Raw genomic sequence first — 15621 nt, 5'->3', positions numbered from 1 at the left:
CCGACCGCCAGCGCAGGCGAAACAAAAAAGCCTCGCCATGGTGGTTTTTCCACTACGCATTTCCCTTATATGAGCTTCCTTTATATGAAGCTTCCTTCACTTTTCCCGGAGAGGAAGGAAATCCTCAAGGACGCCGGCTCGAACGAGGAGACCAGATAAATGGACGTGCGGCAATCCAGCCTGTTTCGCCAGCGGGCTTTTATAGACGGTTTCTGGATTGACGCTGACGCCGGCGCTGTATTCGCCGTACATAATCCCGCCACCGGCGAATATCTGGGCTCCGTTCCCGATATGGGCGCGGCCGAAACCCGCCGCGCCATCGAGGCCGCCCGCCGCGCCCTGCCCGGCTGGCGGAGCAAGACCGCCAAGGAGCGGGCTCAGATCATGCGGCGCTGGTACGAGCTGATCCTGGCCGAACAGGAAACCCTGGCCCGGATCATCACCGCCGAGCAGGGCAAGCCCCTGGTGGAGGCCAGAGGCGAGATCTTCTATGGCGCGTCCTTCATCGACTGGTTCGCGGAGGAGGGCCGGCGGGTGCACGGCGACGTGCTGCCGCTCACCAATGGCGATCGTCGCCAGCTCGTCTTCAAGCAGCCGATCGGCGTCACAGCGGCGATCACGCCCTGGAACTTCCCCTCGGCCATGTTCGCGCGCAAGGTCGGGGCGGCGCTGGGGGCAGGCTGCGTCATGGTGCTGAAGCCCGCGGAACAGACGCCGTTTTCGGCCCTGGCGCTGGTCGACCTCGCCCAAAGGGCCGGAATCCCCGACGGCGTGATCAATGTCGTGACCGCGCTCGATCCCGCTCCGGTGGGGCTGGAGCTGACCCAGAACCCCGTCGTCCGCAAGCTCAGCTTCACGGGCTCGACCGAGGTCGGCAAGATATTGCTGCGGCAGGCCGCCGGAAATGTGCAGAAATGCTCGATGGAGCTGGGCGGCAACGCGCCTCTGATCGTGTTCGAGGACGCCGATCTCGACCTCGCGGTGAAGGGCGCTCTCGCCACCAAATATCGCAATTGCGGGCAGACCTGCGTTTCGGCAAATCGCATGATCGTCCAGGAGAGCATCGCAGAGCGCTTCGCCCAGAGGCTGGCGGAAGCGGCCTCTGGACTGAAGGTCGGCAACGGCCTCGAGGAAGGCGCCGTGGTCGGCCCCCTGATCGAAGAGGCGGCGGTGGAGAAATGCGAGCGCCATGTCGCGGATGCGGTCAATCGCGGCGCGAGGCTGCTGACCGGCGGCGGGCGGCACACTTTGGGGGGAACCTTCTTCCAGCCCACGGTGCTCGCCGGCGTGAAGGAAGACGCGCTCATTTTCCAGGAGGAAACCTTCGGCCCCGTCGCCCCCGTCATTTCCTTCAAGGACGAAGCCGATGCCGTCCGCCTCGCCAATTCGACGCCTTTTGGGCTTGCGGCCTATTTTTTCAGCCGCGACATTCCTCGGGTGTTCCGGGTCGCCGAGGCGCTGGAGTTCGGCATGGTGGGGGTCAATGAGACGCTCATCTCCTCGGAGGTGGCGCCTTTCGGGGGCGTCAAGCATTCGGGCCTCGGACGCGAAGGCTCGCGCTACGGCATAGATGATTATCTCGAGATCAAATATGTCTGCCTCGGCGGCATGTGATCATCTTCCTGAAGTCGTCAGCGCACAACCTGCGGCGCTCAGGAGAAATGGGCGTCGCCGGTCAGTGGGCGTCTCGCGGCGTGCCGAGCCCATCACAGATTGCGAGCGCAACGCGAAAGCGCAAAAAGAAAACGGCGCCCGGAGGCGCCGCTTCCCGTCCTGATCGCAATGAGGGCGACGATCAGGAGTTGTAGGCCCGCTCGCCGTGGTCGGAGATGTCGAGGCCTTCGCGTTCCTGATCCGGGGCCGGGCGCAGGCCGATGGCGACGTCCACGATCTTGTAGAGGATCGCCGAGCCGATGCCGGAGTAGAGCAGGGTGGCGACGACGGCGGTTCCCTGCGCGATCATCTGGGCGACGAGATCGTATTTGCCGGCGTAGTTCTCTCCGATGTTGCTGTAGTCGGTGATGCCGACGCCGCCCAGCGTCGGGGAGACCAGCAGGCCCGTCGCCAGGGCGCCGGTGATGCCGCCGATGCAGTGCACGCCGAAGACGTCCAGCGCGTCGTCGTAGCCGAGGGCGTTCTTCACCTTGGAGACGAAGAACAGGCAGATCGGGGAGACGAGAAGGCCGAGAACCAGCGAGCCGATCGGTCCGGCGTAGCCCGAGGCCGGGGTGACGGCGACCAGACCCGCGACCGCGCCGGAGATCAGGCCGAGCAGCGAGGGCTTGCCCTTGGCGGCCCATTCCGTCAGCAGCCAGGACAGCGCCGCCGCGGCGGTGGCGACCATGGTGTTGACGAAGGCGAGCGCCGTAGTGCCGTTGGCCTCCAGATTGGAGCCGGCGTTGAAGCCGAACCAGCCGACCCACAGCAGCGAGGCGCCGACCATGGAGAGCGTCAGCGAATGCGGGGGCAGGGCTTCCTTGCCGTAGCCGATGCGCTTGCCGACCATGATGGCGCCGACGAGGCCCGCGATGCCGGCGTTGATGTGGACGACGGTGCCGCCGGCGAAGTCGAGCGCGCCGGTGCCCTTCATCCAGGGGGCGAGGCCGCCGGCAAGCCAGCCGACCGAGGTCGTGGCGGCGTCGATCTTGGCCTGCGCCGCCTGCTTGGCCGCGTCGGTGGTGGCTGCGGCGAGCTCGGTCGCGGCGTCGACGATGACGTTGGGATCGGCGACGGCCCAGACCCAATGCGCGATCGGGAAATAGATCAGCGTGACCCAGCCGATGATGAAGGTGAACACCGCCGAGAACTTCATGCGCTCGGCGAAGGCGCCGATGATGAGGGCCGGGGTGATCATGGCGAAGGTCATCTGGAATACGAAGTAAGCGTATTCGGGAATGACGTGGCCGGGGGTGAAGGTCGGGGAGGTCGAGGAAGCGTCGACGCCCTTGAGGAACACCTTGCCGACGCCGCCGATGAAGGCGTTGAGCGAGCCGCCGTCGCCGAAAGCCAGCGAGTAGCCGTAAAGGGTCCACAACACGCCGACCAGCGCGACGATCATGAAGGTCTGCGTCAGGATGGAGGCCATGTTCTTGGTGCGCACGAGGCCGCCGTAGAACAAGGCGAGGCCCGGCACCGACATCATCAGCACGAGAAGGCTCGAGGTGAGCATCCAGGCGGTGTCGCCGGGATTGGGAACGGGCGCATTGCTGGCGGCCAAGGCCGGCGCGCCGCCGAGGGCGAAAGCGGCGGCGGCGGCAAGAATGCAAGCGCGGGAGAAGCCTCGTTGCAGGCGAAGACTCATTCGTAGGACTCCTGATAGGTCAAGGGAGAAAATCAAAGCGCGTCTTCGTCTTTTTCGCCGGTGCGGATACGAACTGCGCGTTCGATCGGCGCGACGAAGATCTTGCCGTCGCCGATCTGGCCCGTGCGGGCCGTGTTGGTGATCGCCTCGATGGTCTTGTCGGTGAGCTCCGCCGGAATGGCCACCTCGATCTTCAGCTTGGGGAGGAAGCTCACGGCATATTCTGCGCCGCGATAGATCTCCGTATGCCCCTTCTGCCTGCCGTAGCCTTTGACTTCCGTCACGGTGAGGCCGTGCACGCCGATCGCCGTCAGCGCGTCACGAACTTCATCGAGCTTGAAGGGCTTGATGATCGCGGTCACGATTTTCATCTGCCTGTCCTGTGTTTGAATATAATTGACGGGCGGCGCCCGTCGGGAGAACTGGACGCCGCGCACGGCGATGGTTTGAAGCGCGAGAGCCCCGCGCACGCCGCGCTTCAATCAATTTGTGTGCCAGGGGCGCTAAATCCATTGCAAACACGGAGATACGCTGAGAGGCCGACGGTCGGAAAAAAAGAGACTCGCCATTGCGCTCGAATTCGGCGCAAGAACCGAGAGGCGCGGAAGCGCGGTTCCGGCTGGCGGCGCGAAGCAATTCCTGCGTTTGCGCGCGGTCGGGATTGAGGCGCCTTTAAAAAAGGCGCTTACGCGTCATTTGAACAAAACGCCTAAAAAACAGATAGGCATGCTGCATAATTTTCAGCCTGCCTCGCTTGCGAGCGACTCGACGCGAGGCCCGCGCAATCCGCGCGGTTTCGAAGCGGGCTGAAGGCTTTGAATCGACTCGTCGATGTCCGGGCTCAGGCGTGGGTTTCAGCCCGGGCGCGGCGCTTTCTCGTCGGCCGGACTGATTCCATGCGGTCGGGAAACGCTGATCCGACCACTCTCAACGCCGCCGGATCAGGCCTTCCTGAGCGACGGACGCCACCAGCTTCCCCTCGCGCGTAAAAAGCTGGCCGCGCGTCAGCGCCCGGGCGCCCGAGCTGTTGGGACTGTCCTGCACATAAAGCAGCCATTCGTCGGCGCGGAACGGCCTATGGATCCAGAGCGCATGGTCCAGGCTCGCGACTTGGAGCGTGGGATCGAAGATGGTCAGGCCGTGCGCCGTGAGCGCGGTGTTGAGCAGCGTCATGTCGGAGAGATAGGCCAGCAATGCGCTGTGGATCAGATGGTCTTCCGGCAAAGGTCCGATGATCCGGAACCAGATCGACTGGCGGGTCGCGCCCGCCGCCGCTCCGCCGACGATCGCCAGCGGGTCGACGAAGCGGATGTCGAGCGCAGACTCCTGCTCCAATCGCTCCAGCGCGGCGCGCGGCAGAAAAGAGCGTAGCCGCTCCGCGAGCGCGCTGGTGGTGGGCAGCGTCTCGGGTTCCGGAACCGCGGGCGGCTCCGCGGCGTGATCCAGTCCCGGCTCGCGAAGCTGGAACGACGCTTCCATGGAGAAGATGACGCGGCCGTTCTGCTTTGCGGCGCAGCGCCGCGTGGTGAAGCTCTTGCCGTCGCGCACCCGCTCCACGAAGAAGTCGATCGGCGTCCTCGGATCGCCCGCGAGAACGAAATAGCCGTGAAGCGAATGGACCGGCCGGTCGTAGGGGACGGTCCGTTGCGCGGCGACGAGCGATTGCGCCACCGCCTGTCCTCCATAGACCTGCTTGCCGGCCGTCGGCGGGCTGCAGCCGCGGAAGCGATCGTCGCCGAGGTTTTCGAGATCGAGCAGATCGAGCAGTCGCTGCGTCGGGGCAGTCACGGGGCGTTACTCGATACGCCTCGCTTCCTCAGGCAGCATGATCGGAATGCCGTCGCGGATCGGATAGGCGAGATGGGCCGAGCGCGAGATCAGCTCCTGCCGAGCCGAGTCGTATTCGAGCGTGGATTTCGTGAGCGGGCAGACCAGGATTTCCAGCAGACGGGGGTCGATCTGGGTCGGCTCGCGCGTCGTTTCCGTCGGCTTTTCGCCAGTGTCGTCCATTTTCTCTCCTTAACCAGCGCGTGAGATGTTCGCCGGTCTGCGGCTGCGCCTGATCATAACCTTCGGCGCCTCGCGACATCAATGGAACTGTCCGCCCCCGCCGCCCGGCGCCGCGCGGCGCCCCTGTGCGAGATCGAACTGCGCGAGACAGATCAGCGTTTCGGCGCGCGTCTTGAGGTCCACAGCCTCCAGCAGAGACTGTTTTTCCTGGGGGCCGAACGGACACATCATGGCGAGCGCGTTCACGAGGGTTTCGGTCGGCGCGGCGTCGATGCTGGCCCAATCGACTTCGAGCTGGGAGGCGGCGGCGAATTTGCGCAGCATGTCCGTCATGCGCACGCGATCCACCGCCTGCTCGCCGGCGCCCGGCTCGAGGTCGTGAATGAAGGGATTGTAAACGACGTCGCAGCTTCGGAAGGGAGCGCCGTCGTTTCGCTCGCCGATAATCTTGAAGCGGCATACGCCCGTCAGCGTAATCAGATAGCGTCCGTCGCCGGTCTCGCTGAAATGGGTGAGCCGTCCGGCGCAACCGATCTGATGCAGGCCCTGCGGTCCGAGGGTGGCGAGCGGCTGAACCATGCCGATGAGGCGATCCGATGCGATGGCGCTGTCGACCATCGCGAGATATCGCGGCTCGAAAATATTCAGCGGCAGGTCGCCGCGGGGCAGAAGGAGGGCTCCCGCGAGTGGAAACACCCGTAGAGTCGCGGGCAGCTGGTCGATAGAGACATACTGTTTGTTCATGCACATGTCACGCCAGCGCTCCGCGACTCCCCGCGAGGGCTCGGTCAGGCGAACAACACGGCCGAGAGCTTCCTGCGCGCGCTCGCGGTGGTCTTGTCCAACGGTCCCCACGCTTCGAAAAACTGGACGAGCTGCTTGCGCGCGCCGTCGTCATTCCAATTACGGTCGCGCTGAATGATTTCAAGGAGCTGTGCAGCTGCTTCTTCACGTAGTCCTTTGGCGTTCAAGGCGAGCGCGAGATCGAAGCGCGCCTGCGGATCGCTTTGATTCTCCGCGACTCGCCTGTGCAGCGCGTCGACCTCGTCGAGGGCGCTGGCCTGAATGGCGTTCTCGAGCGCGGCCGCCGCGGCGAGAATCAGGGGGTCGCGGCGCAAGGCCTCGGGCGCGGCGGCCAGCAGGCCCTGAGCGTCTTCGAGTCGCTCGAGAGCGATATAGAGCCGCAGCAACTCGGCCCAGGCTTTCGGTTGAGGCGGCTCAGCCGCAATCAGTTCGGCGAGCGCGGCTTCGGCCTCGTCGAATTCCCCGGACGCCAGCATATTCTCTATAGCCGCGAAAGCGTCCGCATCGGCCTCGATCGGGCCGACCAGCCGCTCGAGGAAGCCCTTGAGCTGGCTTTCCGGCAGGGCGCCGACAAAGCCGTCGCTGGGCCGGCCGCGCTGGAACGCCACCACCGCGGGGATGGATTTGACGCCGAGCTGGCCCGCAATCTCGGGCTCCTCGTCTATGTTCATCTTGACGAGGCGCACCTTGCCCTTGGTCGCCTTGACCAGCCGTTCGAGGACCGGCGCGAGTTGCCGGCAGGGACCGCACCAAGGAGCCCAGAAATCCACCAGAACGACCCTGCGGATCGAAGCTTCCAGGACATCCTGGCGAAAGCGCGCCGTGGTGGTCTCGATCGGAGCCTCGTCGGCGCCCGGCTGCGCCGGAGTAAACGCGAAATCGTTTGAAGCCATAACCTGCCTCCGCATGGGCCGCGCGTCTTTATCGGCGCGCTCGCGGCTCGAACGGGGTCGTTCGAGCGAGGCGAGTTCTCGCCGGTTTGTAAATTGGAGCGAATTCCAATCGCAAGAGCCTGTCAACTTTCGCGACGTTTCTCGCGCAATCTTTCAAGCGACAAGAATCGCGCGCTCTAGCCGCGCATGAAGCTCAGATAGACGGGTTTGCGGCCGGCCGCTATCGCCTTGCCTTCATATTTGGTCCGGGTCCAGCCTTGCCACGGAACCAGCCAGTCGGCCGGCGCCTGCGCGGTCCATTGAAAATCCGGGGACTCGTTCACCCGCGCGAGCGTCCATGCGGCGTAATCGTCGATGTCGGTGGCGAAGCGAAGCTCGGCGCTCTTTTTCATGACGCGCGCGAGACGGCCGAGGGCGTCTTCGGAAACAAATCTTCTTTTGCGCTGGCGCCGCTTGGGCCAGGGATCGGGATAGAACAGATAGACCCGGGACAGGCTGGCGTCGGGAAGACGATCCACCGCTTCGATGGCGTCGCCGCGATGCAGCTTGATGTTTTTCAGGCCGCGCTTTTCGATTTGCGAAAGAAGCCGGGCGACGCCGTTTACGAAGGGCTCGCAGCCGATGAAGCCGACGTCGGGTTCTTTGTCGGCGGCTTCGATGAGGTGCTCGCCGCCGCCGAAGCCGATTTCCAGCCGCGTCTCGCGCATCGGTTCCGCAAACAGCGTCGCGGGATCGAGCGGTCCCGAGAGGTCGAGAGAAAGCTCCGGCAGCAGATCCGACACCAGCTCGGTCTGATGCTTGCGAAGCGCCTTGCCCTTCGAGCGCCCGAACAAACGACGCGGAGCGATGGGTCGCTCCGCGTCGTCAGGGATAAAATCGGCGGCGTCTGCTTCGGTCAGGAGAAATGCGCCTTCAACTTGTCGGCGATGTCGGTTTTCTCCCAGGAGAATCCGCCGTCCGCGTCCGGGGTGCGGCCGAAATGGCCGTAAGCGGAGGTGCGGGCGTAAATCGGCCGGTTGAGCTGGAGATGCTCGCGGATGCCGCGGGGCGACAGCCTCATGATCTGCGGCAGGACGGCTTCGAGCTTGTCTTCCGCGACATGGCCGGTGCCGTGCAGGTCGACATAGATCGACAGGGGCTCGGCCACGCCGATGGCGTAGGCGAGCTGGATCGTGGCGCGGTCGGCGAGGCCGGCGGCGACGACGTTCTTGGCCAGATAGCGGGCGGCGTAGGCCGCCGAGCGATCGACCTTGGTCGGGTCCTTGCCGGAGAAGGCGCCGCCGCCGTGGGGGGCGGCTCCGCCGTAGGTGTCGACGATGATCTTGCGGCCGGTGAGGCCGGCGTCGCCGTCCGGACCGCCGATGAAGAACTTGCCGGTGGGGTTGACGTGCCAGACGGTGCCGTCGGTGATCCAGCCCTGCGGCAGCGCCTCGCGGATATAGGGCTCGACGATGCGGCGGATGTCTTCCGGCGACAGGCTTTCGTCGACATGCTGATGCGACAAAACGATCTGCGTGGCTTCGACCGGCTTGCCGTCGGCATAGCGGACCGTGACCTGGCTCTTCGCGTCGGGGCCGAGTCCCTTTTCCTTGCCGGAGTGGCGGGCCTGGGCCAGCTTCTCGAGAATCTTGTGAGAATAATAAAGCGGCGCAGGCATCAGATCGGGGGTCTCGCGCACGGCGTAGCCGAACATGATGCCCTGGTCGCCCGCGCCTTCGTCCTTGTTGCCGGCGGCGTCGACGCCCTGGGCGATATCGGCCGACTGTTCATGCAGAAGGACTTCGACCTTGGCGTTTTGCCAGTGAAAGCCTTCCTGCTCGTAGCCGATGTCCTTGATCGCCTTGCGGGCGAGGCCCTCGATGTGCTCGAAAGCGAGATGCGGCCCGCGCACCTCGCCGGCGATCACGACGCGGTTGGTGGTGCAGAGCGTCTCGGCGGCGACGCGAATGACATAAGGGTCGACGCCGGCCTTGGCTCCTTCCCGGAAGAATTCATCGACTATTTCGTCCGAAATCCGGTCGCAAACCTTGTCCGGATGACCTTCGGAGACAGACTCGCTGGTGAAGAGATAGTTTTTACGAGCCACTTTAAAACCTCGCCTTTAGGCTGGCGCCGCGCGCACCTAGGCTCGCCGACTCCAAAATGGGGGTGTGTTCATTTCGCAGCATGCGTTCGTTTCGTCAAGCGCTTTGCCGCAATGTCGTTCTTTAAACAGAACGCGCCCATGCGGGCGCGTAATTGATTGTCGCTAGAGCGTTTCCAGCCGAAGTGGACGCCGGTTCGGCGTGGGAAACGCGTTAAAACAAAATCTTGGAGCGTATTCGTGTTTCCATGAAACATGAATGCGCTCTAGGCTTTTTCGGGCTGCGGACCGACGCTCGCGTCGCTCTCCTGATCCGCCAGGGCCGCCACCAGCTCCACGATTTTTTTCCGCACTTTGGGGTCGCGGATGCGCGCGAACGACCTGTTGAGGTGCAGGCCTTCCGAAGTGCCCAGAAAATCCACCACGAATTGGGAGGAGCTCTCCTCCTCGAAGCCTTGGGGGGCCGGGTCGGAGGTAGGCGCGCCCTCGAAAAAGAAAGAGGGCGGAACATTGAGGGTCTTGGAGATCTGCTGCAGCCGGCTCGCGCCGATGCGGTTGGTGCCTTTTTCGTATTTCTGCACCTGCTGGAATGTCAGTCCGAGCGCGTCGCCTAGTTTTTCTTGACTCATTTTCATGAGCACGCGTTGCATGCGCACTCTGCTGCCGACATGGCGATCGATCGGGTCAGGCGTCTTTTTCACGTCTCAAGCCTCCGCTCGCGTTCTAGCTCAAAGCGCGCCGTAGTGAAATATACAATACGTTGTATTTTAACAAAAAAGGTCCAAACGGTTCTAGGGGCTCCCAAGCCGGCGGCGGTCGCCCGAGCGCCGGCCGGGAGCCGAAGGCGCGCTAAACCCGCGCCCACAGATTTTTAGGCCGTTCCTCCTGAAACGCCGGCCCCGAAAGCGCCGGCCCGGAGCCGTCGCGTTCAGGCCGGGGCGGCATTCAACTCAATCGGACGGCATAATGCAAGTCGCTCAAGCTCTTACACGCCCGGCGAGGGCGCAGCAGAAAACCAGCGCCCAAAGCGCCGGAAATACAATTTCTGCGTGTCGGGAATAGAATGTTTGGGGGGCCGGTTTCGGCAGGGCGCCGTCCAGAACCCCCTCGACGCCGAGCGGCAGCTGCTCGAGCACCCGGCCGTATGGGTCGACTATGGCCGAGATGCCCGTGTTGGCGGCGCGGATTAACGGCAGTCCCTCTTCAATGGCGCGCAGCCGAGCTTGCGCGAAATGCTGATAGGGGCCGCTGGTGTGGCCGAACCAGCCGTCGCTGGTGACGTTGAGCAGCCACCCGGGCCTCTCCGAACCGGGTTCGACCGCCTGGCCGGGAAAGATCGCCTCATAGCAAACCAGCGGTGCCGCCGGCGGCAGGCCGGGCGCGGAAAGCCGTCTCGGGGTTTGTCCCACATCCCATGTGCCGGGAACGAGGTGATGCACGCCGAGGGGGCGCAGCCAGTTTTCGAGCGGCAGATATTCCCCGAAGGGCACCAGATGCTTCTTGTCGTAATAGGCGATGATTTTTTCGCCCTGCACCACCTGGACCGCGTTGAAGATTTTCCCGCGCGCTTTCCGTGAGGGGCCGTTCTCGACGCGCGCGGCGCCCGTGATCAGAATTTTGCCCTGCAATCCGTGAGCTATGGCGGAAAGGGCCTGAGGCTCCCGCGAAAGCACGAAGGGAAAAGCCGACTCCGGCCAGATGAAATGGGTGACGTCGCTCACCCCCATGCGGTCGGGCGCCGTGGCCTGATCGGAAAGCGCGAGATAGCGGCGCAATATTTCCTGTCCGTTCTCGGGGCGGAATTTGGCGTCCATGGGGAGGTTCGGCTGCATCAGCCGCAGCCTCACGCCCTCGACCGCGCCAGTCTGCTCCTGCGACAGCCGTACGGCGCCGAAAACGGCGAGCGCGACAAGCAACGTCATGGCGACCGCCGCCGCGGGCGAGCCGAAGCGCCGCTTTCGCTCGTGGTCGATCAGCGTGGCCGGCGCCGCGAAGATCAAAATGGCTATGAGGTCGAGGCCGTAGAGCCCGACCGCCGATCCGGTCTGGGCGAACAGCTGCACGCCGCCGAGCGCCATTCCGAAGTCGTTCCAGGGAAACCCCGTAAGCACATGGCCCCGGAGCCATTCCGCGCCGCCGAGCCCGGCGGCCAGGGCGAAGACGCGCAGCGAGCCCGGCGACCACAACAGGCGCGCGACCGCAAAACCGAGACTGGTGAAGAGCGCCAGCCCCGCCGGGACGCCCAGCACCGCGAGGGGCAGCGCCCAGGCGTATTGATCCGCCTCCACCAGCAGCGCGGAGCCGAGCCACCACAGGCCGGCGAGAAAATAGCCGAAGCCCAGCCACCACCCCGCCCCGGCCGCGGAGCGAAGCGACGCCGCGTTGAAGCTCCAGCGCGAAGGGGCGGGCGCTCCGGCTGCTCCGTCGATGAGCCACACCGCCGCGGTCAGCGGGATCGCCATGGCCGGAGCGAAGCCGACAGGCTCGAGCGCCAGCGCGCCGCAGGCGCCGGCCAGAAAGGCGACAGCGCGTCGGCGCCAGCCTTCGGCGAGAATGATGCGTTGCGGGAGGGTCAAGCCGCCGCCCGCGCCGTCTCGATGGAGCAATTCTTCATCTCCCCTGGAAATCCCGTCGAATCAGCGTGAGACGACTTTAGCGGGTTTGCTTGCCGCGTCGATGAGCTTCAGCCCAGGCGCGCTTTTGCGACAATCGGCGGGCTTTTCGGCGAAAATGCGCAGCAGTGCGTGGGTTTCGCGCGATTTCTCGCCCGAGCCGCCGCAAAGGCCGGCCGGGGCTTCGGGGAAATGCTTCTTCGAAGCTTCGTGCGTCTCGCCGCAAGCTTATATACGCGCTGGACGACGGCAGGAAGCCGCAAGACGTCGGGGCGCGGGGGCGGTTTCTGCGTCCTTGCTGGCCTCTTGCGGGAGAGCGTGCTAACAGCGCTGCATACAAAAGGCGCGGGGCTCGCCGGCGGGCGTTGCGGCCAAAAAGAGCAACAGGAGCGGAAATGTCCGATATTTTCCATGAGGTCGACGAAGAGGTCCAACGGGAAAAGGTCGAAACGCTCTGGGCGCGCTACCAGACGCCCGTCTTCGTTCTGGCGGGATTGATCGTCGCGGCCACCGCGGCCTGGAGCTACTATACCTCGGAGACGACCAAAGCCTCCGAGGCCGCCAACGTCCGTTTCATGGCCGCCGTGACGCTCGCCGACTCGGGCAAGAGCGAGGAGGCCGTCGTGGCCTTCAACGCCATCGCCAAGGACGGCCCCAAGGGTTACGCGGCGCTCGCGCGCCTGCGCGCCGCCGAGGAGCTGAGCAAGACCGACAAGGCCAAGGCGATGGAGCAGCTGGACGCCCTCGGCGAGGACAAGAGCGTCGATCGTCTCACCCAGGAAGTGGCGTTGCTGCGCAGCGCCGTCTATTCGCTGACGGACGGCGACCGCGAAAAAGTCATGCTGAAGCTGGCGCCGCTCATCACCCCCAACGGCGCTTTCCGGTTCAGCGCGCAGGAATGGAGCGGGCTGGACGCGCTGTTCGACAACGACAACGACGAGGCCGAGCGCGTCTTCACTTTGTTGCTGAACGACCGCGACGCTCCGCAGGGCATGCGGGCGCGGGCCCAGGCCTATCAGGGGCTGCTGCACGCGGCTCGGGGCGTGAAGAAGCAGACCGGCGCAATCACCTCCGTGACGCCGATCATCGAGCCCGCTGACGGCGCCGATTCTTCCGGCGCGCCGCCGCTGGAACAGAAGTAAACCAAGGCGGGCGATGATGTGACGAGGGTTCGGGAGCGCTCTGGCGGTCCCCGGATCGTCGGCCCCGAAGGCTTCGGGACCCGTCATATGGGAAGAATGCGATGACGGAGGTTCGCCGGGACCATGCGAGCGACGGGCGACCGCTTAAATCTCCGGATCGGAGCGAATTCCCGCCGATTTTTTCCATGCCGCTCTGAGGGCTTTTGAGCCATGTCCTTCTCGCTCGCAATCATCGGCCGGCCCAATGTCGGCAAATCGACCCTCTTCAACCGGCTCGTCGGCAAGAAGCTGGCGCTGGTGGACGACCGGCCGGGGGTCACGAGAGACCGCCGCGAAGGCGCGGCGCGTCTCGCGGACCTCTCCTTCACCGTCATCGACACCGCCGGGCTCGAGGAAGGGAGCGGGGCTTCGCTGCAGGGGCGCATGCGCGCCCAGACCGAAGCCGCCATCGAGACCGCCGACGCCATTCTCTTCATGGTCGACGCGCGCGCGGGCGTGACCCCGGACGACAAATATTTCGCGGATCTGGTGCGCCGGGCCGGAAAACCCGTGGTGCTCGCCGCCAACAAGGCGGAGGGACGCGCGGGAGAGGCCGGCTTTTTCGAGGCCTACACGCTGGGGCTCGGCGAGCCGGTGCCGATTTCGGCGGAGCACGGCGAAGGCATGATCGACCTCTTCGACGCCTTGCGTCTCGCTTTGCCCGAACAGACCAATGCGCCCGCCGCCGAGGACGAAGAGGCGGCGCCGAGGCAGTTCGCCGACGATGAAGACGGCAGCGACCTCGATCTCGCCAAGCCCCTGCGCATCACGGTGGTGGGCCGGCCCAACGCCGGCAAGTCGACGCTGATCAATCGCCTGCTGGGCGAAGAGCGCCTGCTCACCGGCCCGGAGGCGGGCGTCACCCGTGACAGCATCGGGGTCGATTTCACCTGGCGCGACCGCAAGATGAAGCTCTTCGACACCGCCGGGCTGCGGCGCCGCGCCCGGGTCGTGGACAAGCTCGAGAAGCTCGCCGGCGCCGACGCGCTGCGGGCTGTCCGCTTTTCCGAGGTTGTCGTGCTGCTGGTCGACTCGACGATTCCCTTCGAAAAACAGGATCTCACCATCGCCGACATTGCGGCGAGCGAGGGCCGGGCCGTGGCGATCGGCCTCGGCAAATGGGATTTGATCGAGGACCGCGCCAAAACGCTCGTCACCTTGCGCGAAGAGGCCGAGCGCCTGCTGCCGCAAGTGCGCGGCTGTCCCGTGATCCCGGTTTCGGGGACGACAGGCGAGGGGCTGGACCAGCTGATGCGCGGGGTCATCGCCGTGCACGAAACATGGAACCGGCGCATTTCCACCTCGCGGCTCAATCGCTGGCTGCTCTCGGCGGTCGAGGAAACCCCGCCGCCGGCGGTCTCGGGGCGGCGCATCAAGATCCGCTATATGACCCAGCCCAAGAGCCGGCCGCCGCATTTCGTGCTGTTCGGCAATCAGCTCGAAGAACTGCCGGCGAGCTATGAGCGCTTTTTGATCAATGGGCTGCGCAAGGCCTTCGATCTGCCCGGCGTGCCGATCCGCATCTCGAAGAAATCGGGCGAAAACCCCTATGAGGGCAAGAAGCGGGGATAGAGCGTTTCCAGCCGAAGTGGACGTCGGTTCGGCGTGGGAAACGCGTCAAAGCAAAAAACAGAGCGTCTCCAGCCGAAGTGGACGCCGGTTCGGCGTGGGAAACGCGTCAAAGCAAAAACCTGGAGTCTCTTCATGTTTCCATGGAACATGAAGAGACTCCAGGCGGGGTCCGGGACGATCGGATGGGCGCGAGCGCCCTATACGACATCGTCCGGCGCGAGCGCACATGCGAGCAGCGGATCGATCTCGATCTGAATGGTGGGATGATTGATCCTGAACCGCCGCGCGAGTTCCGCGGCCAGATCGTGGAGAAATGCGTCGCCGGGATGCCCGTCCTTCATGACGAGATGGCAGGTCAAAGCGGTTTCCGTCGTGCTCATCGGCCAAATATGAAGGTCATGGACATTCGCGACACCGGTCTGAGCGGCCAGGAACGAACGGACCGTCATGGCGTCGATATGAGGCGGCACGGCGGCCATGGACATGCCGACGGATTCGCGCAGCATTCCCCATGTTCCCCAGATGATGATCGCGCTGATCGCGAGACAGACCGCCGGATCGAGCCAGAGCCAGCCCGTGAGCAGGATCATGAGGCCGGCGACGACCACGCCCGCCGATATCAGGGCGTCGGAGGCCATATGCAGGAAGGCTCCGCGCAGGTTGATGTCGCTTTGGCGGCCGGATGCGAACAACCATGCGGTGACGCCGTTGATGACGATGCCCGCCGCCGCGACCGCCATCACGGTCTTTTCGGCTACCGGCTCCGGCGCGCCGAGGCGTTGAACCGCCTCCCATGAGATTCCCCCGACCGTGACGAGCAGGAAGACCGCGTTGAACAGGGCGGCGAGGATGGAAGATCCCCGCAGCCCGTAGGTGAAGCGCGTCGTCGGCGCGCGCTTGACCAGCAGGCTCGCGATCCAGGCGACGACAAGGCCCAGGACGTCGCCGAGATTGTGGCCCGCGTCCGCCAGCAGCGCGACCGAATTGGCGAGAAAGCCATAAACGACTTCTGCGATTACGAATGCGCTGTTGAGTCCTATGCCGACGGCGAAGGCCATTCCGAAAGCGGCGGGAGCGTGAACGTGCTTTCCAGAATGGTTGTGGTTGTCGTGGGAATCGCCGTGAACGTGGCGGTGGCCGTCATGGTGATCGTGGCTCATGCGGT

General features: G+C 64.7%; 14 protein-coding genes. 3 read left to right on the top strand and 11 right to left on the bottom strand.

The annotated features are described in order from the left end of the window. The first annotated feature begins 159 nt into the window (after positions 1 to 159). Positions 160 to 1614 (top strand): NAD-dependent succinate-semialdehyde dehydrogenase, encoded by a 1455-nt coding sequence (locus H2LOC_RS11115; RefSeq protein ID WP_136496455.1) that lies wholly within the window; start codon positions 160 to 162, stop codon positions 1612 to 1614. Between the two features lie 181 nt (positions 1615 to 1795). Here the strand turns inward: H2LOC_RS11115 and H2LOC_RS11110 are convergent, their stop codons facing one another. The 10 genes from H2LOC_RS11110 to lnt all read right to left on the bottom strand — a co-directional run bounded on the left by H2LOC_RS11110 (position 1796) and on the right by lnt (position 11697). After that, a complete protein-coding gene (locus H2LOC_RS11110) occupies positions 1796 to 3301 on the bottom strand; it encodes an ammonium transporter (protein ID WP_136496454.1) in 1506 nt (501 codons plus the stop codon). Positions 3302 to 3333: 32 nt separating this feature from the next. After that, positions 3334 to 3672 (bottom strand): P-II family nitrogen regulator, encoded by a 339-nt coding sequence (locus tag H2LOC_RS11105; protein ID WP_136497080.1) that lies wholly within the window; start codon positions 3670 to 3672, stop codon positions 3334 to 3336. 556 nt (positions 3673 to 4228) lie between these two features. Further along, positions 4229 to 5089: an acyl-CoA thioesterase gene (locus H2LOC_RS11100; RefSeq protein WP_136496453.1), complete on the bottom strand. Its 861-nt coding sequence runs from the start codon at positions 5087 to 5089 to the stop codon at positions 4229 to 4231. Positions 5090 to 5095: 6 nt separating this feature from the next. After that, positions 5096 to 5311, bottom strand: a complete 216-nt coding sequence (locus tag H2LOC_RS11095) for a Trm112 family protein (protein ID WP_136496452.1) — start codon at positions 5309 to 5311, stop codon at positions 5096 to 5098. A gap of 78 nt (positions 5312 to 5389) precedes the next feature. Next, positions 5390 to 6061 (bottom strand): LON peptidase substrate-binding domain-containing protein, encoded by a 672-nt coding sequence (locus H2LOC_RS11090; RefSeq protein ID WP_136496451.1) that lies wholly within the window; start codon positions 6059 to 6061, stop codon positions 5390 to 5392. A gap of 38 nt (positions 6062 to 6099) precedes the next feature. Continuing rightward, positions 6100 to 7008, bottom strand: coding sequence for a thioredoxin (trxA, locus tag H2LOC_RS11085; protein ID WP_136496450.1), 909 nt, complete (start codon positions 7006 to 7008; stop codon positions 6100 to 6102). 176 nt (positions 7009 to 7184) lie between these two features. Continuing rightward, positions 7185 to 7841 (bottom strand): tRNA (guanosine(46)-N7)-methyltransferase TrmB, encoded by a 657-nt coding sequence (trmB, locus tag H2LOC_RS11080; RefSeq protein WP_246206795.1) that lies wholly within the window; start codon positions 7839 to 7841, stop codon positions 7185 to 7187. A 62-nt stretch (positions 7842 to 7903) separates the two neighbouring features. Beyond that, positions 7904 to 9094, bottom strand: a complete 1191-nt coding sequence (metK, locus tag H2LOC_RS11075; RefSeq protein WP_136496448.1) for a methionine adenosyltransferase — start codon at positions 9092 to 9094, stop codon at positions 7904 to 7906. Positions 9095 to 9357: 263 nt separating this feature from the next. Beyond that, the gene (locus H2LOC_RS11070; protein WP_136496447.1) at positions 9358 to 9792 is read right to left on the bottom strand and encodes a helix-turn-helix domain-containing protein; all 435 of its coding nucleotides are present in this window, start codon (positions 9790 to 9792) and stop codon (positions 9358 to 9360) included. Between the two features lie 276 nt (positions 9793 to 10068). Next, a complete protein-coding gene (lnt, locus tag H2LOC_RS11065) occupies positions 10069 to 11697 on the bottom strand; it encodes an apolipoprotein N-acyltransferase (RefSeq protein WP_154331630.1) in 1629 nt (542 codons plus the stop codon). 401 nt (positions 11698 to 12098) lie between these two features. Here lnt and H2LOC_RS11060 point away from each other — a divergent pair, with 401 nt between their 5' ends. Further along, positions 12099 to 12845, top strand: coding sequence for a tetratricopeptide repeat protein (locus tag H2LOC_RS11060; protein ID WP_136496446.1), 747 nt, complete (start codon positions 12099 to 12101; stop codon positions 12843 to 12845). Between the two features lie 210 nt (positions 12846 to 13055). Beyond that, the gene (gene der, locus H2LOC_RS11055; RefSeq protein ID WP_136496445.1) at positions 13056 to 14456 is read left to right on the top strand and encodes a ribosome biogenesis GTPase Der; all 1401 of its coding nucleotides are present in this window, start codon (positions 13056 to 13058) and stop codon (positions 14454 to 14456) included. Between the two features lie 197 nt (positions 14457 to 14653). On the opposite strand, the gene H2LOC_RS11050 is transcribed toward der, so the two are convergent. Then, positions 14654 to 15616: a cation diffusion facilitator family transporter gene (locus H2LOC_RS11050; protein ID WP_136496444.1), complete on the bottom strand. Its 963-nt coding sequence runs from the start codon at positions 15614 to 15616 to the stop codon at positions 14654 to 14656. Positions 15617 to 15621: the final 5 nt, after the last annotated feature.

It is taken from the genome of Methylocystis heyeri (assembly GCF_004802635.2).
Lineage (GTDB): Bacteria > Pseudomonadota > Alphaproteobacteria > Rhizobiales > Beijerinckiaceae > Methylocystis > Methylocystis heyeri.
The sequence above is the reverse complement of the archived record's forward strand: the minus strand, read 5'-3'. Positions and strand labels throughout refer to the sequence as shown.